The following is a 22,850-nucleotide window of genomic DNA, read 5'->3' on the forward strand; positions in this document are numbered from 1 at the left end:
GATCGCTCGGTGATCTGCATCGACCCCAAGGGCGAGAATGCCCGCGTCACCGCGCGCGCGCGGGCAACCAAGGGTCCGGTCTGGTGCCTCGATCCGTTCGGCGTCTCGGGCCGGCCCCCTGCCCGCTACAATCCGCTCGATCGGCTCGATCCCACAAGCCTCGATCTCGCGGAAGATGCGAACACGCTGGCCGACGCGCTGGTCCATGACGCGCCGGGGCAATCCGGCGACGCCCATTGGAACGAAGAGGCCAAGGCGCTCATCGCCGGGCTGATCCTCCACGTCGTCACCAACGAACCCGCCGATCGCCGCACGCTCGCGACGGTGCGCGATTATCTGACGCTCGCCCCTGCCCGCTTCGCTGCACTGCTCGAAGCGATGCAGGATAGCGCCGGTGCTGGTGGCCTGGTCGCGCGCGCCGCCAACCGCCAGCTCGGCAAGTCCGATCGCGAAGCTGCCGGGGTCTTGTCATCGGCCCAGCGCCATACGCATTTTCTGGATAGCCCGCGCATCGTCGCCAGCACCGCCGCGTCCGATTTCACCTTCGCCGGGTTGAAGGACACGACCGCCACGGTGTTCTTGTGCCTGCCGCCCGATCGGCTCGATACCTATGCGCGCTGGCTCCGCCTGCTGGTGTCGCAAGCCGTCACCGACATGGCGCGATCGACCGCCCGCCCTGCCCGGCCGGTGCTATTCCTGCTCGACGAGTTCGCCGCGCTTGGCCGTCTCGAACCGGTCGAACGCGCGATGGGCTTGATGGCGGGCTATAGTCTCCAGCTCTGGCCAATCCTCCAGGACATGCACCAGCTCAAGGCCAACTACGGCGAACGCGCCGGCACATTCATGTCCAACGCCGGCGTGATTCAGGCGTTCGGGGTCAACGATCATGCGACAGCGGAACTGCTGTCGAAAACGATCGGCGACACGACGCTGGAATACGATACCGTCAGTACCTCGCGCGGCACTGGCTGGGGCGAACATCGCGCCGGTCCCTCGGAAAGCGTCAGCGCCCACGTCACCGCCCGGCGGCTCGCCACCCCCGACGAGATTATGCGGATGCGGCCCGACCAGCTCCTGCTGCTGCGCCAGGGCGAACACCCGCTCCCGGTCGAGAAAATCCGCTACTACGACCAGCGCGAGTTCGCCGGGCTGTTCGATCCGGGGTAGTTCATCCTCGAAAGCACGAACGGCGGGATGCCGCCGGATATGGGATGGCCGATTTAAGCCTCGCTGGTGACGCTCGCACGATCTCCGCCCCGGAATACCCAAAAGCCCCTCTCCTGCCCTCACGGCGCGCCTGACGGCTGTGGAGGGGCAATTCCGTCGCCACCCTCCCCACTTCTACCCCGCCTAGCCAGCGGCGCTTGCGCCGCCCTGTGACGCCGAAGGCGGCACGAAACGAAAGCGCATCGGCCATAGGCCGATTCCATTTGACCTTCTGCCGCCTCAAATGCGGGCGGTCTGACGTTAAAAGATTCTGTTAAATATGAGTCGTTAAGTAGGTTAAGCCGCAAAAAGGGCCTTATTTCAGTAATAAATTCAACATCTTGCGAAAACCCCCGGTGTGTGAAAACACGTGATTCGGTGTGTGAAAACACGATAGTGCGGTGTGTGAAAACACGAGTCCAAGGTGTGTGAAAACACGATAGCAAACGGCTCGGGAACGTCGATCGCCGGTGTCCAAGGGGCCTCGCTTGCCCTTGGTCTCAACCGCGTCGCGCCGCTTCCGAGGGTAGCGGTGTGTGATAACACGATAGTTAGGAGCGGCGCGAAAGTCGGTCCATGAGGTCATCGACCTCCGTGGTGCGTCGTCGATCGGCGTCCATGCGGTCGCGTCGGTCCTGCTCGGCCTGGAGCTGCTCGGAGAGCGCCAAGGCTTCCGCCTCCCCTCTCAACCGGAATTGAATGGCCGGGCTACCATCGGTCGTTGCCACCATTTCCACTGCATAATCGGGGAGTTGATTGGTCTCCACGATCTTGCGGAGCATCCGGTTGAACTCTTTGGGTTTGCTGTCGCTGCCCGTCTTGTCGCGCAGCACCTCCACCCGGCACGTCCACCCCCCGCGCTGATTGCCGGCGTGCTTGCGGGCAATGCGATAAAGCGCCCGCTCAAGCCCGCCGGTTAGTAGGAAGTAATCGGGGTGCATGGTGAGAAGCGACCGCTCCGCCATGATTCCCTCATAGACCCAATCCGACAGGGTGATGGTCATGCCGCGAGGCTGGTCGGTCTCGGGGTCGACCTCCAAGGTCCATTTGTCGAGCCAATTAAAGCCCGCCTTGCTGCGCCGCTTGGGAGCGCGGATCGACGTGGAAATGGAAGTCGTCTGCAACCGCTGTAGGGCGGCTTGAAGATCTTGATAGGCGCGGCCGCTGGTGTTGCGCTTGATCGCCCGCAAAAGGTCGTAGGACGTGGTTGTAAGCGTCCTAGGTAGATCGTTGACCCCCTGCTCTCGCATCCGATTGAGCGCCGACGTGGCCCATATGATGATATCGGCGTCCCAAATCGTCGCCATGCCGTAGGCCGGTATCGCCTCGATCTTAACCCAGGTCGCGCCGTCCGGGCTGGTATATTCGATCGGCTTGACCCGCTTGCGTTTCTGCAAGGAAAAGAACGGCCTTTCCATCGTCTCCCGCTGATCCTTGAGCGGAAGGTCGCCCATGATCGGCAGGAACAGGTCGAACTCCGGGCTAGGGTCGCGCCGCTTCTTCATGGTTCAATCCTGCACGCTTGCAGTTGTGCATGTGTGCACACGTTCAAGCACGACCGAACTGCTTGTCGGCGTCGTATTTGGCGACCAGCTCGGCGATAGCTTCGGCTAGCAAATCTTGATGGCTGCGGCGCGTTCGTGCCGCCAGCACCCGGAACGCCTCGGCGGTCGGATCGTCCGGGTTGAAGTAAGCGCCCAAGTGATATTTGCCCGGACGTTGCCCGCTCGATCGGGGAGCGCGCGCGTCCGGTGGGGATGTTACACGCTCGGGCGAGGCGGACTCGGGCTTTGCCTTTGTGGCGACTGCGGGCGCGAGGAGCGATGATCGTCGTGCCATGATATCAAGCCTTCACATTTGCAGGTGTGCAATTCTGCAATTCATCAAACAGGAATTGGCGAAGTGATGCAATCTCCTGGGCCGCTTTGCCGGACGGTTCATGCTCGGTCACGCCAAGCCCGTAGGGCCATGCTGCGCGATAGGCGCTGCGCTCCCTGATGACTGCGCGCGCGACCTTTAGCCCGGTATTCTCCGCCAGGGTCCTTGCATCATCCAGTAGCGTCGTCGCCGTAGGCGGAGCCGCATTGAGCACGACAAAGCCTGTCCTGCCGGTGCTGATGATGAGCTGGGCCGTGCGTTTGATCGCGTCGAGGTCGATGAGGGAAGGGCGGCACGGTATCAGCACAAGATCGGCCCGTTGCGCGGCTGCGGCTGCCTCGGCTCCGGCTGCTGGTGGCGTGTCGATGATGGTGAGGTCGAAACCGTTTGCCTCGGCCGCGTCGATCGCCTGGTTCAAGCGGCGCGCGCTGATCGGCTCCACATGGGGTAGCTCGGCCTCGCGGCGCTCGCTCCACGCCGTCGCGCTTTCCTGTGGGTCAAGGTCGAACAGGGCCGTCCTGATGCCTGCAGCCTGCGCCGCAACCGCCAGATTGACCGCAAGCGTCGTTTTGCCGACGCCGCCTTTTTGCGCTGCAAGTGTGATTATATGCACGTGTGCACACCTTCAATATTGAAGACATGATAATATGCAGATTGGCAGGATCGCACAATCTTTCTTTCAGCCGGTCTAAAAGGCCGGCCCCAGGGCGGGGCGGGCGGGACAACAACACGGCCGCCTCGGCGGCCTCGTTGTTCGCGCGAGCGATCGTAGCCCGTCAGGGGCGAGACGCCAGCACGGCGGCTCGATCGGAGCTGCCAAGCGGAGATAGAGCGCGGCCCCCTGGGGCGCGTCCAACCCTTGACGATCGGACCAATGGTAACATATATGGAACTGATGGTGCTAAAGGAGTATGAGGACGGGGAAGGACGAAGCCCGTTCGGACTCTGGTTCACCGCGCTGGATGCGGTAGCGGCCGCAAAGGTGACGATGGCGCTGAACAAGGTCGAACGCGGCGCGATTTCCAACGTGAAACCGGTAGGAGAGGGCGTCTCCGAATACAGGATCGATTTCGGGCCTGGCTATCGCGTCTATTTCGGCATGGACGGCCAAACCCTCGTCATCCTCCTGAGTGGCGGCACGAAGAAGCGACAGCAGCGTGACATCGATACCGCCAAGTCGCTGTGGGCGGACTACAAGGCGCGGAAGAAAGGAAGATCGTGATGGCTCTCACTCGCAACTTCAAAGACACTGTGCGCGCGCGCGTTCAGGCAGACCCGGCGTTTCGCTCGGCGCTCCTCACCGAAGCCGTCAATGCCTTCCTCCTCGGTGATATCGACACGGGAAAGGCAGTCCTGCGCGACTACATCAAGGCGACGGTGGGTTTCGAGGAACTGGCCGAACAAACGGGAAGACCGTCCAAGAGCCTGATGCGGATGTTCAGCCCGGCGGGCAATCCGGCTGCCGACAACCTGTTTTCGGTCATTAGCACGCTGCAACGCGCATCGGGTGTAACACTGGAAGTTCGCGCCGCGTGATTTGAACCTGAAAGCGACTCGCGCGCGAACATCACTGGCTCTAGGTTAATTGAGCCAAAACGCGACCACTCCGATCGGAGCAGTCTCCAGTATAGATTGGGCTACATTTGCTAGAAATGTAGCCCAATGATCAGATCACGGTCAGTACCCTTAATAGCCGTTATAGCGCGGGTTATAATAGCGGCGCTGCCACGCCCGCCGATCCTGGCGCTGATGCTTGCGTGCGAGCTGATAATCGGATTGAGCGTGCTCGTATTGCAGCCCTCGATGGAGCTGTCGATGACCGCGGCGGCTCAGCCCTTGATCGTGCGCATCGGCATGCACTTCACCAAGTTCGTCGTGATTGTCGTCATGTCGATCGTCAAGCCGGTCGTGTCGTTGGTCATGCTGCCCATAGCCGTAGCCGCTTTGCGCAGATGCTGCCGAGGGCACCATCGCAGCAAGAGCCGCTATACCGAACACGGAAATGATTGATGCATTCTTCATCTGACTGTCCTCTCCCGACCCTCTAACGAGGACATGACAGTTCCGGCGTGCATCTAGGCTGAATGATCGTTTTATCCTTCGTTCATCAAACCAGCGCTTGAGCTAAATCAGAACCCGCTCCACCTCGTCGAGCGTCACGTCGTCCGGTCGGCGATCGTAGAGCTGCGTCGTGCGGGTTGATGCGTGATTTGCCATCGTCGCAGCGCGTTCCAGCGTCCCGCCATTTTTCAGATAGGCGGTGATCCCGGTCGCGCGAAACGAGTGGTTTCCGATCGCCGTTCCAATCTCGGCCGCGACCGCTCGGCGACGCACCATCTGGAACGCATTGGCCTGGGGCAGGGGAGTATGGCTTAGTCGCTTAGTCCCGCGCGCGATCGTGCGGAACAGCGGCCCCTTGTGGTCCCCGCGCAAGTCGCACCCATCGACATAGGCGGTCAGATACTCCTCCAGATTATGGTGGCAGGGCATTTCGTGGCGCTTGCCGCCCTTCTCATGCAGCCGGACCCATAGCCGCCTATTCTGCACGAACACGTCCTCCACGCGCATCGCCAACGCCGCCCCGATCCGGGCGAACGAATAGATCATCAACGCAATCAGCGCCCGATCGCGAAGCCCGGCCGGCGTCGTCACGTCGATTGCGTCGAGCAGCCGCCGCGCCTCGTCGGGGGCAAGCACTGGGGTCTTGCCGCGCCGGACGCTATGCGCCGGCCCGCGCACCGAAGCGGCCGGGTTCGTCGGCACGACCTGGCCCGTCACCAGCCAATCGAACAGGTGCCGGACTCCCGCGAGCCGCTGCTTGACGGTCGGCGCGCTCACCTCACGGCCGAGCGCCTCGATCCAAGCCGCGACATGGAGGGGCATTACATCCGAAATGGATCTAACGCCCCGGGCCTCGCACCAGGCAAGGAACTCGCTCGCCGCACGCGCATAGGCGCGTCGCGTATGCGGATTGCGGATCGTGACGGCGAAGAACTCAAGGAAACGGCGCTGCGCGCGGTCGTCGGCCGACGCGACCAGCGCTGGCATCGCCAACGCGGGTGAGGGCAGGGGGATGAGCGCGTTCAACACAATGGCACGCCTCGGATTGTTTCGCCCGCCACCGATATCTTGGCGACGCCAGCGCCGACGATGAAGTTGACCCGCCCGGCTGGCGTGTCGATCGAGTCACCGGGGAATATGATTTCCAGCACGCGAGTGTCATCGACAGGCTCGCCATCGGTGTCGATTACGGTGGGGATAGGGGCGATGCGGACGCGGTAGAACATACGGTGATTCTAGCAGCTTCTCTACACCCGATAAAGGACATTATCATATGTAGAAGGGAATGTGAATCCTTGGCCGAAACGAGAGGCAGATTTGAGATACGCCACGGCTCGATCAAAACCGCTCAGCCGCGATCGGCGCGGGTCTCGCGCGAACGACCGTTCTCAGGAGATGCCAGAAATCACCATAGTGTCGGGCGACCGAACGTCGGCGCGCTATGCGCGCCGACGCCGATTATGTCATCCAACTATCTCACTCGATCTTACAGATAAGGGCGCACCGCACTCCAGTTCTGGAATACAGATCGATCATTTTGGTTGTAGATCGTTGTTCATAACCTTGTTCCAAGCCGCAACGAAGTCTGTGACGAACTTTTGCTGAGCGTCGTTTTGCGCATAGACTTCAGAAACCGCGCGAAGCTCAGAGTTTGAGCCGAATATCAGATCGACCGGAGATGCCGTCCATAACATCTGGCCACTAGTGCGGTCCTTACCTTCATAAATCGCAGGATTTTTAACCGACTTTGACCAAACGGTCTTCATATCGAGCAGATTGACGAAGAAGTCGTTGCTCAGGGTCCCCGGTCGACCAGTCAGGACCCCGACGGTCGACTTGTTCGCGTTGGCATTCAAAGCACGCATGCCCCCAACCAGCACGGTCATTTCCGGGACGGACAGATCGAGCATGTAGGCCCGATCAACAAGTGCTTCGGTCGGTGACATACGATCGGTTGGATTATAGTAATTACGGAATCCGTCAGCTTCCGGCTCCATCGCTCGATATGCAGCGACATCGGTCTGCTCCTGCGTGGCATCGACCCTTCCAGGGGAGAACGGTACACTAACGTTGACGCCGCGCGCGCTTGCGGCGCGTTCAACTGCCGTGTCGCCAGCGAGCACGATCATGTCCGCCATAGATATCTGCCGCCCACTTTTGCGGTTGAAACCATCACGGATAACGCTGATCCTACGCAGAATATCGGCAAGCTCCTGCGGCGAATTTGCCAACCAGTGGATCTGAGGCTCTAACCGGACGCGAGCGCCATTCGCACCCCCGCGCATATCGGTCTTGCGATAACTGGCGGCGGATGCCCATGCAGTTCGAATGAGCGCCGCGTTGTCGATACCGGAGGCGGTAATCTCGCCTTTCAGCTTCTTGATGTCTCCATCGCCAATCGCGCTGCTTGATGCAGCAGGCAATGGCTCCTGCCATGCATATTGCTGCGCCGGCACGTCGCTGCCGAGATAGAAGCGGCGCGGCCCCATATCGCGATGGATGAGTTTGAACCACGCGGCAGCCCATGCCTTGTCGAACGCCGTGGGATCGTTCTTGTAGCGCAGCGCTATCGCTCGGTAGGCCGGATCCCTCTTGAGCGCCAGATCGGTGGTGAACATCATCAACGGATGCGTCTTGGACGGGTCCGCCGCATCCGGCGTCATGGTGCTGGCCGACAGGACCTTAGGCCGCCACTGGCTGGCTCCCGCGGGGCTTTTGGTCAGCACCCAGTCATTATCGAACAGGTTGGACATGTATTCGTGCGTAAACTTGGCGGGCTGACTGGTCCAAGCCCCCTCAAGTCCCGAGCCAACGGCATCAGCTCCCGCTCCTGTCCCGCACTTGTTTTCCCAACCAAGACCCTGCTTCTCGACACCGAGCGCGCTTGGCGCGTCGCCCACGCAAGACTTGGGGTGGGCACCGTGGGCCTTTCCAAAGGTGTGACCGCCTGCGATCAGCGCGACGGTTTCCTCGTCGTTCATGCCCATGTTGCCGAACGTGGCGCGAATTTCCTTAGCGGCTGCCAGCGGATCGGGGGTCCCGTTAGGTCCTTCCGGATTAACGTAAATGAGACCCATTTGCGACGCGGCGAGTGGCTTCTTGATGGCACCCGGCGCGGTATGGCGCTGATCGGCCAACATCTTGGTTTCAGGTCCCCAATAGGTTTTATCCGCTTCCCATTCATCGCGGCGTCCAAAGGCAAACCCGAGCGTCTTGAAGCCCATCTGCTCCAAGGCGACGTTGCCCGTCAGCTCCATGAGGTCCGACCAACTGACCTTCGAGCCGTACTTCTGCTTGACTGGCCATAACAGGCGACGGGCCTTGTCGAGATTGACGTTATCCGGCCAGCTGTTGAGCGGTTCAAACCGCTGCTGCGCCCCACCAGCGCCGCCCCGGCCATCCGCCTGCCGGTAGGTTCCCGCACTATGCCAGGCCATCCGAATGAAGAACGGCCCGTAGTTTCCATAGTCGGACGGCCACCATGGCTGCGAGGTGGTCAGGGCTGCGGCGATATCCTGTTTCAGCGCAGCAACATCGAGAGTTTCGACCTGCCGGCGATAATCATAGTCTGATCCCATTGGGTTTGATTTTGGCGACTCCTGTCGAAGCGGACTCAAATCAAGCAAATCGGGGAACCACTGCTGGTTGGTCTTGCCCTCGACCTGTGCCGACGCCGGACTTGACGCGGCAAACGGCAGGGCCGCGGCCGAGAGCAGGAATGCGGTGATCAAACGAGCTCTTGGCATGTGCAAGTCTCCGGTAAATTGGGAAAGATCGGTCGCTCGCGGTACGGTGAGTGGAGCATTGCGATGCGACTGCGTGCTTTTGAGTTTTCGGCAGGCCAAAAAGCGCCGATCGGCCCAGGGGAAGGAAGCCGACCGGCGCCTGCGACTGGCTTAACGGCGGGGGAGCCGTGCCAATGCAGCCTTGTACGCGTCGTAATGAGTGCCTTCATCCACGGCGATCTGACGGAACATCGCGGCGACTTTAGTATCGCCAGCAGCCGCTGCTTCCTTGGCGAAGTTCACGTACATCGTGACGTTCTCGTAATGCTCGCCCTTCATCGCATCCGCGAGATTGCGCGCGTCGCCGCTGCCAAGCTGAAGAGCCTGGGCCTCGCGGTCGAAATGCTCGTTCGCCTCGATGTTGGCCGAGGCCCGAAACAGCTTGGCGAGTTCGGGCTTGCCCGCGGCTTGAGCCTGATCGGCATAGCGGAGATACTTCAGGTTTGCGTACGCCTCGCCGCGCATCGCCGCTTCGAGGTTCGCCTTCGTGCTGGCAGCCAGCGGCTTGGCGGGGGATGTGGGCGCGGCAGATGCGCCGACTGTGAAGATAGCAGCGGCGCTAGCTGCGGCGAGGATCAGGGACTTGTTCATCGTCGAAACTCCTTTGCCGCTGGAAGTGCGACCCGGCCCGTATCGACCCTGGTCCTGACGGCGACCTGACCGTGCGGTGCGAAATTTTGATTTTAGCCTGTTGTCATTAAATCGGGCGCTGTCAGGTTTCGGTCAGTCAGTCCTGCGAAAGCCAGATTACCGGGGCGGTCAGCCCCCCAATCCCAGGAGATGTCGGATGATCCGTTTCGTACCTCTAAAGCTCGCCACTGCGGTGGTCGCGCTGTCACTCGCGCCAGCGGCGATGGCTGCTCCTGTCTGTACGAAAGTGCCTCAGGCCAAGTGGATGAAACCGGCGCAGATGAAGGCCAAAGTCGCCAAGATGGGCTACCGCAACATCAAGGTCTTCCAGGTTTCCGGCAGCTGCTATGAAATCTATGCGCACACCAAGGACGGCAAGCGCGCCGAGGTCTATTTCAACCCGGTGAACGGTGCCATCGTCAAAAACAACGTCGATTGACGATGGGCAATGTCGTTCCCCGGACGCCGACCAATGGCCCTGCCCGAAAGAGCGGCAGGGTCAAGGTCTGGGATCCGATCGTCCGCATCTTTCATTGGACGGTCGCAGCTGGCGTTATCGCCAATCTCACTGTCCTGAAGCATGAAGAAACGCCACATATCTACGTCGGTTACGTCGTCGTGACCGCATTGGCGATCCGGCTTGTGTGGGGTGTCATCGGCCGCCGCCATGCTCGTTTTGCCAGCTTCGTGACAGGTCCCGTCGGGCTGCTGCGCTATTTTCGCGCGATGATCGCTCGTCGGGAGCCTCGCTATATCGGGCATAATCCAGCTGGTGCGGCGATGATCGTCGTGTTGATGCTGTTGTTGGCGATAGTCGGCTCCACAGGTTGGATGATGGGGCTAGACCGCTTCTGGGGCGTCGGTTGGGTCGAAACCGCGCACGAGGTAGCCGCCAATATTTTGATCGGAGCGGTCGCGCTTCATGTCATTGGCGCCATCGTCGAAAGTATGCGCCACCGCGAAAATCTGCCGCTCGCCATGATCACTGGCTACAAGCGCGCGCCTCTAGGGACTGATATCGACCATGCGCCTGCTGCTGATTGAGGACAATGCGAGGCTTGCGGGCTTGATCCGCGAAGGTCTGGATCGACAAGGCTTCGCCGTAGATTGGTATGAGACCGTCGAAGGGGCGGAATTGGCACTGAAGATTGCCGACTACGACTTGATGCTGCTCGATCTTGGCTTGCCGGACGGCGACGGGCTTGATCTCGTACGCAGCGTCAGGGCACGCAAGGATGTCACACCGATACTCGTCCTGACCGCGCGCGGTGGCCTCGACGACCGGGTCAACGGGCTAGACGCTGGCGCGGACGACTATCTGGTCAAGCCGTTCCAAATACCCGAATTGGCTGCACGGTGCCGTGCTCTGCTACGTCGACCAGGCGCATCGCTAGGAACGCAGCTGATCGCCGGCAATGTCGCGCTCAATTCAGCGGCTCGCTCATTTTTCGTGGCGGGAAAGCTGGTCGAAGCCACGCCGCGCGAGGTTGATCTCCTAGAGGTGTTATTACGGCGCACGGGTTCGGTCGTTGCCAAGCCTGCCCTCGAAAATGCGCTTTATTCGATGGACGCAGAAGTGACCCCGAACGCACTTGAGGCGTCAGTGTCACGGCTACGCAAACGGCTCGCCTCGGCAGGCGCCGACGTTCAGGTTCGCACTGTCCATGGTGTGGGCTATGCGCTGTTCTCGCCACCGCCTAACGATGAGTAGGTCGACCGACAGCTCGCCCGGTGCACGCAGCCCAACCTTGTTTCGCCAGATCGCAACGCGGCTGGCGGCCTTCACGTTGCTATTTGCTGCGCTCGATGTCGGCATTGTGGTCGTAACCTACAGCCGGCAGCCGGAATCGCTCGCCGAAGAATTACTGACTTTGGAAGCGGCCAAAGCTCGAACCGGCAACGCGCTGTCTCCGGAACTCCTGGCAGGACCGCCTGGCGCTGAGCGATGGTCGGCGCATTATGTCGATGCCGGCACACCCGAACTTCAGCCGATCAGAAATGTCACGCCGCCTGACGGATCGTCCACGCTGGTCGATTGGACACGACGCGAGCAGATTCCTGGCGGATACCGAATCTCCGGTGTTCGCGCCATCGACCGAGGCAACGAGCGCCGTTGGCTGGCGATGCAGTTCGAAGGAGATGGCATACGGCCTTATGTGCCGGTGATCATCAACGAGATCGTGCAACATGTAATTCTGCCCCTGATCCCGCTCTCGCTGCTGCTTCTCCTGTTTAATGTTTTTGCTGTGCGCAGAGTGCTCCATCCGTTGCGGCGTGCAGAGAGCGAGGTCGATGCGCTAGATCCTGAAAATATCCTGACCCGCTTATCCGAGCCCGCGGCTCCGCGCGAGGTCAATACCTTGGTTCGTGCGGTGAACCGCGCGCTAACGCGGCTTGACCGATCGATGGCGATCTTGCGCAGTTTCACCGCGAATGCTGCGCATGAGCTGCGGACGCCACTGGCAATCATGCAATTGTCGCTCGACCAACTGCCAGCGGGAAAGGTGCGTGACGATTTGCAGACGGACACGCGACACATGACCCGGCTGGTCGAGCAAATGCTCGACCTGGCACAAGCGGACGCCCTCGCGAATGTTGGGCATGTACCCCTCGATCTGGCAGCTATCGGTCGGGACGTGGTAGCTACGATGGCACCCAAAACATTTGCCGCACACCGCGACCTACGGTTCGCCACTACCGGTGATACGCAGGCGATCGGTCATGCCGAGGCGATCTTTCGCATTTACCGCAACCTTGTCGATAACGCGCTCAAGCATGCGCCTGGCAATACCCCGATTGATGTGTCTGCCGGCCCCGGACCTCAAATATCTGTGCGAGACTATGGTCACGGCATTGCCGACGAAGACCTGCCGCATATCTTTGAACGGTTCTGGCGCAAAGATCGGCGCGCCTCCGATGGTGCAGGCCTTGGCCTCGGCATCGTCCAGCGGCTTGTCGAAGCGCATGGCGGCACAATCATTGTCGAAAATGCACCCGGTGGGGGTGCAGTGTTTACCGTCCGTCTGCAAGCTCCGCCGGACGACCGATAATCCGATCAATTGCGCGCTACCGTGGCAGCTCGCGTTACCCTTTTTAGGTTCTCAGCGAAAGAATATGAAGTGAATATTGCAAAAATCGGTCCACCGAAACACGGCGAAGGACATTTTCTGACTCGCGTCGGGTGGCTTCGTGCAGCAGTGCTTGGAGCAAACGACGGTCTACTTTCTACCGCAAGCCTAATGGTTGGCGTTGCAGTCGCAGCGCCTGGATCGAGTCAGATCGTGCTTACTGGGGTCGCAGGAATTGCGGCGGGGGCCATGGCGATGGCTGCCGGTGAATATGTGTCGGTCAGCTCCCAAGCGGACGCGGAAAAATCGGATGTGGAGCGGGAACGTCTCGAGCATCTTGCCGATCCCGAGCATGAAAAACGCGAACTCATTGGGATCTATGTCGATCGCGGCCTCCCGATCGCGTTGGCGGAACAAGTTGCCCATGCTTTATCGGAAACTGATGCTCTTGCGGCGCATCTGCGTGACGAACTCGGCATTTCCGAGCACAGTATCGCTCGGCCAACGCAGGCCGCTATAGCCTCTGCAGCCGCGTTCGTGGCGGGAGGCATCATTCCCCTCTTGGCGGCTCTCTTTGTCGCAGGAGCTAGCGCTATCTGGGCCATTGTCGCCGTAGCTATCGCAGCGCTGGCTGTTCTAGGTGCTGCTGGAGCGAAAGCGGGAGGCGCACCGCTGGCCGTGGCCGTGACCCGCGTGGTTATTTTCGGATCGTTGGCGATGGCGATCACGGCAGGCGTAGGCCGCATATTTCATATCGCGACTGGTTAAAGGGTTATCCCTGCGCCGATCTAGCGTGACGTTTTCCAAAAACTCGCCCGCATAGACAGCGCCGGCGCGCTTACTTGGCGACCTATTCACCGTCCGGACACCGCTTACAATTACGCTAAAAGACAAGCACTTACGTAGGGATACCCGCCGATGACCGTCTATATAAATCGAATCGGCACTGCAAAACCGGACCATGAAATCTCCGGCGCCTTCATCACCTGGGCGGAACGACAGCTCACCGAACCCCGCGACATAGTTCTTCTTCGCCGCATGGCCGCTCGCTCCGGAATCGATAAGCGGTGGTCGGTTCTTCCAGTTGCGCCAGGTGGTGGATCTCCGATCGATACGGGTGGCTTTTACAGCGGAGCCACCTTGCCGACAACTTCGGTCCGGATGGCCGCTTACGCCAAGGAGGCGCCAAATCTGGCGCTCGATGCCGTGGCGCAGCTTGGTGAATTAGGTAACGTAACCCATCTCGTCGTGGCCAGCTGCACTGGCTTTACAGCTCCTGGAATCGACCAGATCATCGCCAACAGGCTCGGACTTGCGGGCTCGATCGAGCGCACACTAGTTGGGTTCATGGGCTGCTACGCCGCCGTGGCGGCATTACGCGTTGCCAATCATATCGTCCGCTCGACACGCGGCGCGCGCGTCCTTCTTGTCACAGTCGAGCTGCCGACGCTCCATTTGCAACCCGACACGGCGCTTGAGCCGATCCTGGCGCAGATGTTGTGGAGCGATGGCGCCGCAGCGGCGCTGGTCAGTGCCGAGCCTCGCGGGCTTGCGCTCGGCAGCTTCTTCGCCGCGACGCTGCCAGACAGCCAGGAGTTGATGCGCTGGACCATTGGCGACATGGGTTTCGCCATGCATCTCTCCGGCGAAGTTCCGAGACGCATCGCGCAGGCGGTCGCGCATGATGACGCTCTTAAATCCGAAATTGGCCTGCCCGAAGTAATAGATGGCTGGGCAATCCATGCAGGCGGTCGATCGGTGCTTGATGCCGTCGAAAGCGGATTGCATCTCGCGCCCGATGCTCTGCGTCACAGTCGCCGTATGCTCGCCGAAAACGGCAACATGTCCTCATCCACAATCATGTTCGTGCTGGCCGCCATGATGGAGGAGGGCGCACCCCAGCACGGCCTTGCCATTGCCTTTGGGCCTGGGCTGGCTGCGGAAGGTTTTCATTTCCGCAAACCCGTCAAAAGTTCGTCTCGGCCTAGCCCTGCCAAGCGCCGAAAAAGCCGCTTAAGTCGTCTTGCTGATCATTTCGTCCAACCCCGCGACCACGATCCCGAACTTGCGCATAGTCATGTGGTTCCGCGCCGAACGCCCTCCGGGCGCTAAGTCGAGCCACTGCTCGACGACGAACCCACCTTTCATGTGGAAACGCAAGTGAGGCCGGTTGCCGGTAACATCGCCCTTGATTGGGCCAAGGGTATCCTATCCAACAAGGTGCGGGTTAAGTCGTTTGTCGCCGAGCGGATCGGACCACCGTGGGTGCTCCCGACTTTGTGGCACGGTTCAGCTCTAATCCGATCATCTGCTGCGCCGGATCGATCTATTGCCGAACTTGGACGAGCTGCGCGACGCGCCTGCGCCGCATTACGCCTTCGCCGACAAGCTTATGAAAGCCTTGCACTGCTCTGGGCCGCCTTGCATGATAACGGAAGCCACGCGTGTGCCGCGAAGGGCCTAACTGAATAGGAAGGTGATATTATGAAGCTTGTTATGGCTGCGGCAACGCTTTCCCTGATCTCACTCGCAGGATGCGCGACCACGAGAGCCACTCCCGAACAGCGAGCGAGCTGCGAACGCATGGAGCAAACCATGGGTACCAATACGACGCATGATCACGGAGAGATGAAGGGCCGGGGGATCAATCCGATGAATATTACTCATCAGCGCTGCCAACAAATACTTGCTCAGCCTCAGTAACTCGTGGGCATATTGCGCGCAATCGCTGTTCTCATTTACACAGAATGAGCTGCCGGGTGATCCGGTACTGACAGCGTTGATCGCACTACCCCAATTGCTCGTTCCGTTGGTGGTAGTGAGTTCGCTTGGCTTCCTTGCGATCCTCGGTGCGTTCGCAGCGCGGATTGGTGGTGCGGGTATCTTCAAGCCGACGGTTCGCGTCACCGTCTGGGGAGCGCTCGCGATGGCGGTCACATCAGCGATCGGCTTGATGTTTGGGGCGGGCGGCTAAGCTCTGTTGCGCTTGCGCTTGATGCCGCGAGAGTGAGCCGTGCCGGTTGACCCCGGGACTGTTAGTCAAAAGATAAACAAGATTGCCCGCGTGCCTCTCGTTAGCTAGTTTAAATTGCCGGCCTCTGTGCCGGACGTGGCCGGGCACCCAATGGCCTCGAACGCACTTCAAAAGCGCTCTTCCGATGCAGGAACGGCGGAAGGTGAAACGAACGTGAACGTACCGGCTCCCCACTCGACATTGACCAAGCTCCTTCACCTCCTGTTCGCGGCCGCAGTGGTTCACCAGCTCATTATCAGCTTGGTCATGGTCGTTCCGGAGAGGAACAGGCCCGGCAACTCGTTTTTTGAACTTCATGAGTGGGTGGGCGTGCTCACCCTCGGGCTTCTCGTAACATTCTGGATTTGGACGCTCGTGCGGCGAGGCGAGGCGCGCTTTAGCATGCTTTTCCCATGGTTCTCCGGTGCCCGACGGTCCGCCTTCTGGGCGGACCTGAAAGCGCATCTAGCAAGCCTTAAGCGTGGGCGGGTTCCCCTGACGGAGGAAAGTCCTCTGGCAAGCGCCGTTCACGGTCTCGGGCTGCTGATCGCCACTGCGATGGCATTGACCGGTGCGGTCGGTTATTTCTTCCCGGCGACAAGAATTCTTCTTGAAGTTCATATGACGATCGCGCCGATCATGTGGGCGTACCTCATCGGTCATGTCGGACTGGCTCTTCTTCACCAGATGGCAGGACACCGCATTCTGCAACGTATGTTTGGGTTCGGAAAAACCGGGAACGCGCAACTCGATCGATGACGCGCCTATCGTGCCCGCACGCAAAGGAGCCTCATGGACGGCGGACGTTGGAACACTAGCGATTGGGGAAAGCTCCTGGTGCCAAGCCCGTCGAGCGCGGCATGATCGGCAGACTGCCGCCCCAGCATGTGGCTTTTCTCATCAGCTTCGTTTCGGGCGTTCTGCTGCTCGTCGGGCGCTACGGCTTTGCCACGGCGACGCTCGGTGCCTTCGTTGCCGCCGCGGCCTTATTCATCGCCTTCACCGCGGTGCTGATGCGGAAAAACTCCGCTGAGCGCCTGCGACTACACGCCGTGCGATATGATGCGTCTCGACCGCTGCTGTTGCTGATCGCAGCGCTTGTGTTCAGCGTCGTGATCCTCGCCCTCATCATCGAACTCGCCCGCAACACGCCACACAGTGACAGTCAAATCCTCCTTGCTGTTACGGCTCTTCTGCTTGCCTGGATGTTCGGTAATCTCACTCTGGCGACGCACTACGCGCATTTATTCTACCAAAGCGCTGGAGAGGAGCGGCGTGGTGGTCTCGACTTTCCGGGCACGCACGCCCCCGACTTCTGGGATTTCTGCTACTTCTCGTTCGTCGTGGGGATGACGTTCCAGGTGTCGGACGTGGTCGTCAATAATCAAGGGCTGCGCAGACTTGTCTTGCTGCACGGGATTATCGCTTTCGTCTTCAACATCGGGGCGGTCGCGCTGACCGTCAACGTCGTGGGCAGCATCAACTGATGCGATCGACGGGACAATGCCGAGGAAGGACGCCGTTAGAACCAGACCCTTACACCGGCGACGATGGAGGTCTGCCGCGTCCGCTCGCCCTCGGCCTGGAGGATTCGTCTGGTGCTGCCGAAACTGCGCCGATGCGTGATCCCGATATAGGGGGCGAACTCGCGACGAAATTCATAGCGCGCGCGCAACCCGAGTTCGACATCGGTCAGCCCGCTTCCGATGCCGAATGCCTGATCCTTTTGTAGCGCGAAGCTCGTGTCGATCCGGGGCTGGAGGATTAGCCGCTGCGTTAGCAGCTGATCGTAGCTTGCGTTCAGGCGTCCGGAAATCTGGCCCTTGGTACTCAGGAACAAGGCCGGCTCGATCTCGAACCGGTACGGCGACAAGCCTTGTAGACCCAAAACAGCATAGCCGCGCGAACGGTTAGAGCCGTTGCCCCAACGGGTCGCGAAGCGGGCACCGGCCTGAAGATCGAAATACGGTGAGATCAGCCGACCGTAAAGTAGCTGCGCTTCCGCTTCCCCTCCACGCGCCGATCGAAGGCTCTGCGTCCCTTCGCTTTTCACCCAAATACGGTTGTAATCGCCGCCGAACCATCCGAACCCGTCCCACCTCAAAGACCCGGCTCCCGAACTCTCGCGGTACTCAAGAAGGTCGAGCAGGACGAAGCTGTAGGGGGCGTCGTCCGCCGTCGGGCTGGGCCACCCCTCTTGTGGCTCAAGGTTGTGCAGAGTGGTAACGGGTCCCCCTGCCACGGCGCGCGGTGCCGCGTTCGGCTCCATCATTGTCCCCATGCTCGGCGGCGGCGTGTCGCCCTGCATCGTTTCCATGCCCGGCGGCATGTCGGCAGGTTTCTCCTGTGATGTTTCCTGACCTGCTGGGGCAGCCGAGCCGGCGACTGTCTGGGCGCTGGCGGCCCCGGCGACCACGAAAGCCGTGGGCATCATGATCGACACGACCAGTACGGACCACTTCATGATGCAGCTCCGGTGGGGTGCGAGACCTCCACGACCCGGAACATCCCCAGTTCCATATGTAGCAGCAGGTGGCAGTGCATCGCCCATCGACCCGGCGCGTCTGCGGTGATGGCGAGCGTCAGGCGTTCGGCCGGCTTGACGCTGACCGTGTGCTTGCGCGGCTGAAGCGGTCCTCCGCCATTCTCGAGCTCCATCCACATGCCGTGAAGATGGATCGGATGTTCCATCATCGTGTCGTTGACGAGCACGAGGCGAAGGCGCTCGCCATATTGGAATGCGATCGGCGTCTTTGCTTCCGAGTATTTTTTGCCATCGAACGACCAGATGTAGCGTTCCATGTTGCCCGTGATGTGAAGCTCGATCTCGCGAGCGGGTGGCCGCTGGTCGGGTTGTGGCGCGAGGCTGCGCAGATCGGCGTAGGTCAGGACGCGCGCGCCCGGTTCATCAAACCCGGAACCCGCCTCGTTGACGCGGCTGCGCGCCACCATGGCGACCGACGAACTGCCAATGCCATGCGTGTCGGGGCCGTGGACGAACGGCGAACTACCGGGCACTCCTGACCCACCAAGGCCGCCTGCAAGTGCGGCCGTCGGCTTCATGCTGCCCATGTCCATTCCAGGAGGCATGCCCCCCGCGATAACAGCGTCGCGTGCGTCGGCTGTGGCGGCGCGCGTCCTGTCGACCATCTCCATGCCTTGCATGCTGCCACCGGCCATATCCATGCCCGGCATTCCGGCGGGTTCGGCTGCTCCGCTCGCAGCCATGTCGCCCATGCCGGCAGCCGGTGGGGCCGCACCGCCCATGTCCATGCCCCGCATGTCCATGCCCATGTCGGCCATGGTGCGAAGCGGGCGCTTGCGGCGAGGCGGAACGGGCGCGTCCATGCCCGCTCGCGGTGCCAGTGTACCGCGAGTAAAGCCGCTGCGGTCCATCGCCTCGGCCATCACCGTATATGCGCGGTCTTCGGGCTGTACGATCACGTCATAGGTTTCGCCCGCCGCGATGCGGAACTCATCGACTTCGACCGGACGCACGTTCTGGCCGTCCGCCTGAACGAGCGTCATTTTTAGGCCCGGTATGCGCACGTCAAAATAGGTCATTGCCCCCGCTGCAATGAAGCGAAGACGGATGCGTTCACCGGGCCGAAACAACCCGGTCCAATTGGCCTCGGGCGGGAGGCCGTTCATCAGGTAGGTGTAGGTGTAGCCGGTGACATCGGCAAAATCCGTCGGGTCCATACGCATCTTGGACCACGAAAGCCGCTCCTTCAGCGTGGCCGAGAAACCGTTGTTCGAGGCATCGCGGATGAAATCTCCCAACGTCCGCTTCTGATAATTATAATAGCCCGCCTGTTTCTTGAGCTTGCCGATGATCGTTGCGGGCGATTCAAAGCTCCAGTCCGACAACATGACGACATAGTCTCGGTCGTAGGCGAAGGGATCGGGTTGTGCGGGTTCGATGATCAATGGCGCGTAGACGCCGAGCAACTCCTGCCCGCCTGAGTGGCTGTGGCACCAATAGGTGCCGCTCTGCCGGACAGGGAAACTGTAGGTGAAGGTTTCCCCGGGCGGGATACCTGCGAAGCTGACGCCAGGCACCCCGTCCATTGCCGGCGGGAGAATGATGCCGTGCCAATGGATCGAACTCGTTTCACGCAGGCGGTTCGTAACTCGTAGAACCGCCTCCTGTCCTTCGCGAAGCCGGATGATCGGGCCGGGAATGCTCCCGTTGATGGCCTGCGCGCCGCCGCGGCGGCCATTGATCACAAGGGGTAGATCGCCGATCGATAGATCGATGGGTCCCACCTCGGGCTGCCCAGACGACATTGGCGCAGCGGCCTGCGGCTGCGCCCATGCATAGGAGGGGGCCATCGCTCGAAAGGCCGCCAATGTGCCGAGCGCGGCGGCACCGTGCAGGAAAGTTCGTCTGCCGACGCTTCCACTGCCGCTCGAAAATTGGTCGTCACAACGATCGGTGCAGGCTTCGTTCAGTGGCATGACGTTCCCATACGAGCTGCGCACCTGCACGCGGAAAAGATGGATGAGAGACGGTAAGCGATTTCGGGAGCACCGCCTAGCATCGACCTCCTAGGTCGATACCTAAAGGTGCCGGGACGCGGCGAATGGGCGGCCTCACTTGAATGTGCAATCTGTAATCTCTGCCCCGTTGCCGCGCTAAAATGGATTCAAGCGCAGCCCCCACGCCTGAGCTGGCTCGACACTGGTAGGCGGCTTGACTCTACGTTAGCAATCACTAAATTAGACAGCGCTAATGGATACCACAAACACCATCACTATTTTTCGTCAGCAGGCGGGTCACGCAGCCAGCCTTCTAAAAGCGCTGTCTAACGAAAATCGGCTGCTGATCATGTGCTATTTGTCCGAGGCCGAAGAAATGTCAGTCAGCGAATTGGCCGAGAGGGTCGGGCTCAGCCAGTCGGCTCTGTCACAGCACCTAAGCAAGCTCCGCGAAGAGGGTTTGGTCGCGACGCGGCGTCAGTCGCAGACGATCCACTACCGCATTTCCGATCCGAACGTGGTCCAGCTTCTGACGCTGCTTCATGATCTGTTCTGTCCCGAGCTCGGTCGCGATGCCTAGCAGCCGGTGCTCGCCAAAGCGGGTCTGCAACTTGTCGCGAGAGCGCCCGCGCCTTCCTAAAGGCGGAGTTTTTTTCGATGTTGCCTGAATATGCCATGCCCATGCAGGGACTGCTGGGCGGTATCATGATCGGCCTGGCCGCTGCGGTGATGCTCTTGGGCACCGGTCGTATCGCGGGCGTTAGCGGAATGGTCGCGCGCGCTGCGGGAATTTCCGGCGAGGGGGCTCCACGCCTCGTCGCGGCGGCGTTCGTGATCGGGTTACCGCTTGGCGCATTGCTGATTGCGGCTGTCGCGGGGCCTGTCGAAACCCGTTTTCCTTCATCGGTGCTGACGCTCCTTGTCGGCGGTTTCGTGGTCGGCATCGGCACGCGCATGGGCTCGGGTTGCACAAGCGGTCATGGCGTTTGCGGAGTCTCGCGGCTGTCGCCGCGCTCGCTCGTGGCGACTGCGACCTTCATGTTGACCGGCGTTGCGACCGTTACCGCTATGAACGCTTTGGAAGTGACGTGGTGAACCGCGCCGTCTGGATCGCGTTGCTGTCCGGCCTGTTATTTGGTGCTGGTCTTGCCGTCTCCGGCATGGCGGACCCGTCTCGTGTGCGGGCATTTCTCGACGTGACGGGCCGATGGGACCCGACGCTCGGCTTCGTCATGGGTGGCGCGATACTACCGATGATCGTCGCGTGGCGGATCAAGGCGCGTCTCGATCGGCCGCTGATCGGGAACGACTTTCATGTCCCCGCAACGACGGGGATCGACCGCAAGCTGATTGGTGGCGCTGCTCTTTTCGGTGTCGGCTGGGGGATTACCGGCCTCTGTCCCGGTCCTTCGATCGCCGATCTGGCCGTGCGACCGTTCCTAGCTGCCTTGTTCGTCGCCGCGATGCTCGGCGGCATGTTCATCAACCGGATGATCTCATCACGATCTAATCCACAGGAGCCCACACATGCCCTTCAACGAACTTGATGCGAAGCTGTCTGCCTCGCCGCAACTGACCCCAAACGACGTAGCTGCGGCAGCAATGCAGGGCTATCGCACTATTATCGACCTCCGTCCCGATGGCGAAGAGCCAGGCCAGCCCTCGGCCGCGACGATCGAGGCGGTCGCGCGCGAACACGGGCTGGCATTTGTTCATATTCCGGTAGTCCCCGGAGAGGTCAGCGAAGCTCAGGTTCGGATAATGAACCGCGCTCTGGACGAGAAGCCCACCCCCGCGCTCGGCTATTGCCGCACCGGAAGTCGCGTCGCGACGCTGTGGGCGCTTGCGCTGGCGGGCGAGGCCGACACGGACACGCTGATCAACACAGCGCGCGACGCGGGTTATGATATCGAGAAGCTGCGCCCGCGCCTGCAACCAGCCTGATGCTTGAGCCCGTCCAATATCTGCTCGGTGCTGGTTCCGGCGCGCTGGTCGGCTTTGTGCTCGGGCTGGTCGGCGGGGGCGGGTCGATCCTCGCCGTGCCGCTGATGATCTATCTCGTCGGCGTTCCCAGTCCGCACCTAGCGATCGGCACCAGCGCTTTTGCGGTCGCTGCTAATGCGGCGCTGAGCTTGGTCAGCCATGCCCGCGCGGGCGCTGTCAGATGGCGTTGCGCGACCATGTTCGCGGCGGCGGGCATTGCAGGCGCTCTTGTCGGATCGACCGCCGGCAAAGCGTTCGATGGGCAGAAGCTGCTGTTCCTGTTCGCCCTCGTCATGGTGGTCGTCGGCGTTGCCATGCTCAGGGATCGCAAGAGGGAAGGCGATCCCGGCGCGCAATGCGGAGCACAAAACGCTCCCAAGGTGCTGACGTATGGGCTCGGCACGGGCGCGTTCTCGGGGTTCTTCGGCATCGGCGGCGGATTTCTGATCGTTCCTGGGCTCATTGCCTCCACCGGAATGCCGATCATCAACGCGATCGGCTCCTCCCTGGTCGCAGTCACAGCGTTCGGGCTGACCACCGCAATCAACTACGCGCTGTCCGGGCTCATCGATTGGCCGCTCGCTTTCGTCTTCATCGCCGGCGGCGCGCTTGGCGGCGTCCTCGGCGCGAGGCTGGCCGAGCGCCTGTCGGGCGCGACGGGGCGGCTGACCACGATCTTCGCCGTCCTGATCTTTGCGGTAGCTGCGTACATGCTCTGGAAGAGCGCGGCTGCCTTTGCATGAT

Annotated in this window: 27 protein-coding genes; 17 read left to right on the plus strand and 10 right to left on the minus strand. The window is 61.0% G+C overall.

Annotation, left to right across the window (positions count from 1 at the left end; genetic code table 11):
* Positions 1-1,167, plus strand: a 1,167-nt coding sequence (locus LPN01_RS17910; RefSeq protein WP_262829786.1) for a type IV secretory system conjugative DNA transfer family protein, incomplete at its 5' end; no start/stop codon positions are given.
* A gap of 590 nt (positions 1,168-1,757) precedes the next feature.
* On the opposite strand, the gene LPN01_RS17915 is transcribed toward LPN01_RS17910, so the two are convergent.
* Genes LPN01_RS17915 through LPN01_RS17925 form a run of 3 tightly spaced genes read right to left on the minus strand, consistent with a single transcriptional unit; the run spans position 1,758 to position 3,697 of the window.
* Positions 1,758-2,711, minus strand: a complete 954-nt coding sequence (locus tag LPN01_RS17915) for a replication initiator protein A (RefSeq protein WP_262829787.1) — start codon at positions 2,709-2,711, stop codon at positions 1,758-1,760.
* A 43-nt stretch (positions 2,712-2,754) separates the two neighbouring features.
* Positions 2,755-3,045, minus strand: coding sequence for a ribbon-helix-helix domain-containing protein (locus LPN01_RS17920; RefSeq protein ID WP_262829788.1), 291 nt, complete (start codon positions 3,043-3,045; stop codon positions 2,755-2,757).
* A 4-nt stretch (positions 3,046-3,049) separates the two neighbouring features.
* Positions 3,050-3,697: a ParA family protein gene (locus tag LPN01_RS17925; protein ID WP_316748985.1), complete on the minus strand. Its 648-nt coding sequence runs from the start codon at positions 3,695-3,697 to the stop codon at positions 3,050-3,052.
* 273 nt (positions 3,698-3,970) lie between these two features.
* Between LPN01_RS17925 and LPN01_RS17930 the strand changes: the two genes are divergently transcribed.
* Both LPN01_RS17930 and LPN01_RS17935 read left to right on the plus strand, forming a co-directional pair.
* On the plus strand, positions 3,971-4,306 hold the full coding sequence (locus LPN01_RS17930; RefSeq protein ID WP_262829789.1) for a type II toxin-antitoxin system RelE/ParE family toxin: 336 nt from the start codon (positions 3,971-3,973) through the stop codon (positions 4,304-4,306).
* Positions 4,306-4,620, plus strand: a complete 315-nt coding sequence (locus LPN01_RS17935) for a DNA-binding protein (protein WP_046191747.1) — start codon at positions 4,306-4,308, stop codon at positions 4,618-4,620. Before LPN01_RS17930 ends, LPN01_RS17935 begins: the two co-directional genes overlap by 1 nt.
* A gap of 150 nt (positions 4,621-4,770) precedes the next feature.
* On the opposite strand, the gene LPN01_RS17940 is transcribed toward LPN01_RS17935, so the two are convergent.
* The 5 genes from LPN01_RS17940 to LPN01_RS17960 form a co-directional block, all read right to left on the minus strand.
* Positions 4,771-5,106: a hypothetical protein gene (locus LPN01_RS17940; protein ID WP_262829790.1), complete on the minus strand. Its 336-nt coding sequence runs from the start codon at positions 5,104-5,106 to the stop codon at positions 4,771-4,773.
* A 102-nt stretch (positions 5,107-5,208) separates the two neighbouring features.
* Positions 5,209-6,171: a tyrosine-type recombinase/integrase gene (locus LPN01_RS17945; protein WP_262829791.1), complete on the minus strand. Its 963-nt coding sequence runs from the start codon at positions 6,169-6,171 to the stop codon at positions 5,209-5,211.
* Positions 6,168-6,371: a hypothetical protein gene (locus tag LPN01_RS17950; RefSeq protein WP_262829792.1), complete on the minus strand. Its 204-nt coding sequence runs from the start codon at positions 6,369-6,371 to the stop codon at positions 6,168-6,170. Before LPN01_RS17950 ends, LPN01_RS17945 begins: the two co-directional genes overlap by 4 nt.
* Before the next feature lie 306 nt (positions 6,372-6,677).
* Positions 6,678-8,891 carry a catalase/peroxidase HPI gene (gene katG / locus LPN01_RS17955; RefSeq protein WP_262829793.1) on the minus strand — a complete coding sequence of 738 codons (2,214 nt, stop codon included), beginning with the start codon at positions 8,889-8,891 and terminating at the stop codon, positions 6,678-6,680.
* Positions 8,892-9,041: 150 nt separating this feature from the next.
* Positions 9,042-9,521, minus strand: coding sequence for a rubrerythrin family protein (locus LPN01_RS17960; protein WP_125976459.1), 480 nt, complete (start codon positions 9,519-9,521; stop codon positions 9,042-9,044).
* A gap of 196 nt (positions 9,522-9,717) precedes the next feature.
* Between LPN01_RS17960 and LPN01_RS17965 the strand changes: the two genes are divergently transcribed.
* The 9 genes from LPN01_RS17965 to LPN01_RS18005 all read left to right on the plus strand — a co-directional run bounded on the left by LPN01_RS17965 (position 9,718) and on the right by LPN01_RS18005 (position 17,128).
* The gene (locus tag LPN01_RS17965) at positions 9,718-9,999 is read left to right on the plus strand and encodes a PepSY domain-containing protein (RefSeq protein WP_125976457.1); all 282 of its coding nucleotides are present in this window, start codon (positions 9,718-9,720) and stop codon (positions 9,997-9,999) included.
* Positions 10,000-10,001: 2 nt separating this feature from the next.
* Complete coding sequence (locus tag LPN01_RS17970; protein WP_125976455.1) at positions 10,002-10,604, plus strand: cytochrome b/b6 domain-containing protein; 603 nt, start codon at positions 10,002-10,004, stop codon at positions 10,602-10,604.
* Complete coding sequence (locus LPN01_RS17975) at positions 10,585-11,271, plus strand: response regulator transcription factor (protein WP_125976453.1); 687 nt, start codon at positions 10,585-10,587, stop codon at positions 11,269-11,271. The genes LPN01_RS17970 and LPN01_RS17975 overlap by 20 nt, the downstream gene beginning before the upstream one ends.
* Before the next feature lie 37 nt (positions 11,272-11,308).
* Complete coding sequence (locus LPN01_RS17980) at positions 11,309-12,610, plus strand: sensor histidine kinase (RefSeq protein ID WP_262829794.1); 1,302 nt, start codon at positions 11,309-11,311, stop codon at positions 12,608-12,610.
* Between the two features lie 75 nt (positions 12,611-12,685).
* On the plus strand, positions 12,686-13,396 hold the full coding sequence (locus tag LPN01_RS17985; RefSeq protein WP_262829808.1) for a VIT1/CCC1 transporter family protein: 711 nt from the start codon (positions 12,686-12,688) through the stop codon (positions 13,394-13,396).
* A gap of 150 nt (positions 13,397-13,546) precedes the next feature.
* On the plus strand, positions 13,547-14,740 hold the full coding sequence (locus LPN01_RS17990) for a type III polyketide synthase (RefSeq protein ID WP_262829795.1): 1,194 nt from the start codon (positions 13,547-13,549) through the stop codon (positions 14,738-14,740).
* Between the two features lie 574 nt (positions 14,741-15,314).
* On the plus strand, positions 15,315-15,602 hold the full coding sequence (locus LPN01_RS17995) for a VIT1/CCC1 transporter family protein (RefSeq protein ID WP_164542667.1): 288 nt from the start codon (positions 15,315-15,317) through the stop codon (positions 15,600-15,602).
* A gap of 126 nt (positions 15,603-15,728) precedes the next feature.
* Positions 15,729-16,400 carry a cytochrome b/b6 domain-containing protein gene (locus LPN01_RS18000; RefSeq protein WP_262829796.1) on the plus strand — a complete coding sequence of 224 codons (672 nt, stop codon included), beginning with the start codon at positions 15,729-15,731 and terminating at the stop codon, positions 16,398-16,400.
* Between the two features lie 101 nt (positions 16,401-16,501).
* The gene (locus LPN01_RS18005) at positions 16,502-17,128 is read left to right on the plus strand and encodes a DUF1345 domain-containing protein (protein ID WP_125976441.1); all 627 of its coding nucleotides are present in this window, start codon (positions 16,502-16,504) and stop codon (positions 17,126-17,128) included.
* A gap of 35 nt (positions 17,129-17,163) precedes the next feature.
* On the opposite strand, the gene LPN01_RS18010 is transcribed toward LPN01_RS18005, so the two are convergent.
* Both LPN01_RS18010 and LPN01_RS18015 read right to left on the minus strand, forming a co-directional pair.
* Entirely contained in the window at positions 17,164-18,105 is a 942-nt protein-coding gene (locus tag LPN01_RS18010) for a copper resistance protein B (protein WP_262829797.1), read from the minus strand.
* A complete protein-coding gene (locus LPN01_RS18015) occupies positions 18,102-20,102 on the minus strand; it encodes a copper resistance system multicopper oxidase (protein ID WP_262829798.1) in 2,001 nt (666 codons plus the stop codon). Before LPN01_RS18015 ends, LPN01_RS18010 begins: the two co-directional genes overlap by 4 nt.
* Positions 20,103-20,376: 274 nt before the next feature.
* On the opposite strand from LPN01_RS18015, the gene LPN01_RS18020 reads away from it, so the two are divergent.
* The 5 genes from LPN01_RS18020 (at position 20,377) to LPN01_RS18040 (ending at position 22,849) form a co-directional block, all read left to right on the plus strand.
* Positions 20,377-20,703, plus strand: a complete 327-nt coding sequence (locus LPN01_RS18020) for an ArsR/SmtB family transcription factor (RefSeq protein ID WP_125976437.1) — start codon at positions 20,377-20,379, stop codon at positions 20,701-20,703.
* Between the two features lie 77 nt (positions 20,704-20,780).
* Positions 20,781-21,218, plus strand: a complete 438-nt coding sequence (locus LPN01_RS18025) for a YeeE/YedE family protein (RefSeq protein ID WP_125976435.1) — start codon at positions 20,781-20,783, stop codon at positions 21,216-21,218.
* Positions 21,215-21,670 carry a DUF6691 family protein gene (locus LPN01_RS18030; protein WP_206434303.1) on the plus strand — a complete coding sequence of 152 codons (456 nt, stop codon included), beginning with the start codon at positions 21,215-21,217 and terminating at the stop codon, positions 21,668-21,670. Before LPN01_RS18025 ends, LPN01_RS18030 begins: the two co-directional genes overlap by 4 nt.
* Positions 21,651-22,067, plus strand: coding sequence for a TIGR01244 family sulfur transferase (locus LPN01_RS18035; RefSeq protein ID WP_125976433.1), 417 nt, complete (start codon positions 21,651-21,653; stop codon positions 22,065-22,067). The genes LPN01_RS18030 and LPN01_RS18035 overlap by 20 nt, the downstream gene beginning before the upstream one ends.
* A complete protein-coding gene (locus LPN01_RS18040; protein WP_262829799.1) occupies positions 22,067-22,849 on the plus strand; it encodes a sulfite exporter TauE/SafE family protein in 783 nt (260 codons plus the stop codon). Before LPN01_RS18035 ends, LPN01_RS18040 begins: the two co-directional genes overlap by 1 nt.
* The last annotated feature ends 1 nt before the right edge of the window (position 22,850 follow it).

Source organism: Sphingomonas sp. A2-49, from assembly GCF_025548555.1.
Classification (GTDB): domain Bacteria; phylum Pseudomonadota; class Alphaproteobacteria; order Sphingomonadales; family Sphingomonadaceae; genus Sphingomonas.

What these genes read in the sequence shown, in the direction of transcription:
- LPN01_RS17915 (WP_262829787.1), bottom strand. Translation starts at nt 2,711, where the DNA reads ATGAAGAAGCGGCGCGACCCTAGCCCGGAGTTCGACCTGTTCCTGCCG.
- LPN01_RS17920 (WP_262829788.1), bottom strand. Translation starts at nt 3,045, where the DNA reads ATGGCACGACGATCATCGCTCCTCGCGCCCGCAGTCGCCACAAAGGCA.
- LPN01_RS17930 (WP_262829789.1), top strand. Translation starts at nt 3,971, where the DNA reads ATGGAACTGATGGTGCTAAAGGAGTATGAGGACGGGGAAGGACGAAGC.
- LPN01_RS17935 (WP_046191747.1), top strand. Translation starts at nt 4,306, where the DNA reads ATGGCTCTCACTCGCAACTTCAAAGACACTGTGCGCGCGCGCGTTCAG.
- LPN01_RS17940 (WP_262829790.1), bottom strand. Translation starts at nt 5,106, where the DNA reads ATGAAGAATGCATCAATCATTTCCGTGTTCGGTATAGCGGCTCTTGCT.
- LPN01_RS17950 (WP_262829792.1), bottom strand. Translation starts at nt 6,371, where the DNA reads ATGTTCTACCGCGTCCGCATCGCCCCTATCCCCACCGTAATCGACACC.
- katG (WP_262829793.1), bottom strand. Translation starts at nt 8,891, where the DNA reads ATGCCAAGAGCTCGTTTGATCACCGCATTCCTGCTCTCGGCCGCGGCC.
- LPN01_RS17960 (WP_125976459.1), bottom strand. Translation starts at nt 9,521, where the DNA reads ATGAACAAGTCCCTGATCCTCGCCGCAGCTAGCGCCGCTGCTATCTTC.
- LPN01_RS17965 (WP_125976457.1), top strand. Translation starts at nt 9,718, where the DNA reads ATGATCCGTTTCGTACCTCTAAAGCTCGCCACTGCGGTGGTCGCGCTG.
- LPN01_RS17970 (WP_125976455.1), top strand. Translation starts at nt 10,002, where the DNA reads ATGGGCAATGTCGTTCCCCGGACGCCGACCAATGGCCCTGCCCGAAAG.
- LPN01_RS17975 (WP_125976453.1), top strand. Translation starts at nt 10,585, where the DNA reads ATGCGCCTGCTGCTGATTGAGGACAATGCGAGGCTTGCGGGCTTGATC.
- LPN01_RS17990 (WP_262829795.1), top strand. Translation starts at nt 13,547, where the DNA reads ATGACCGTCTATATAAATCGAATCGGCACTGCAAAACCGGACCATGAA.
- LPN01_RS18005 (WP_125976441.1), top strand. Translation starts at nt 16,502, where the DNA reads ATGATCGGCAGACTGCCGCCCCAGCATGTGGCTTTTCTCATCAGCTTC.
- LPN01_RS18010 (WP_262829797.1), bottom strand. Translation starts at nt 18,105, where the DNA reads ATGAAGTGGTCCGTACTGGTCGTGTCGATCATGATGCCCACGGCTTTC.
- LPN01_RS18015 (WP_262829798.1), bottom strand. Translation starts at nt 20,102, where the DNA reads ATGCCACTGAACGAAGCCTGCACCGATCGTTGTGACGACCAATTTTCG.
- LPN01_RS18020 (WP_125976437.1), top strand. Translation starts at nt 20,377, where the DNA reads ATGGATACCACAAACACCATCACTATTTTTCGTCAGCAGGCGGGTCAC.
- LPN01_RS18025 (WP_125976435.1), top strand. Translation starts at nt 20,781, where the DNA reads ATGTTGCCTGAATATGCCATGCCCATGCAGGGACTGCTGGGCGGTATC.
- LPN01_RS18035 (WP_125976433.1), top strand. Translation starts at nt 21,651, where the DNA reads ATGCCCTTCAACGAACTTGATGCGAAGCTGTCTGCCTCGCCGCAACTG.
- LPN01_RS18040 (WP_262829799.1), top strand. Translation starts at nt 22,067, where the DNA reads ATGCTTGAGCCCGTCCAATATCTGCTCGGTGCTGGTTCCGGCGCGCTG.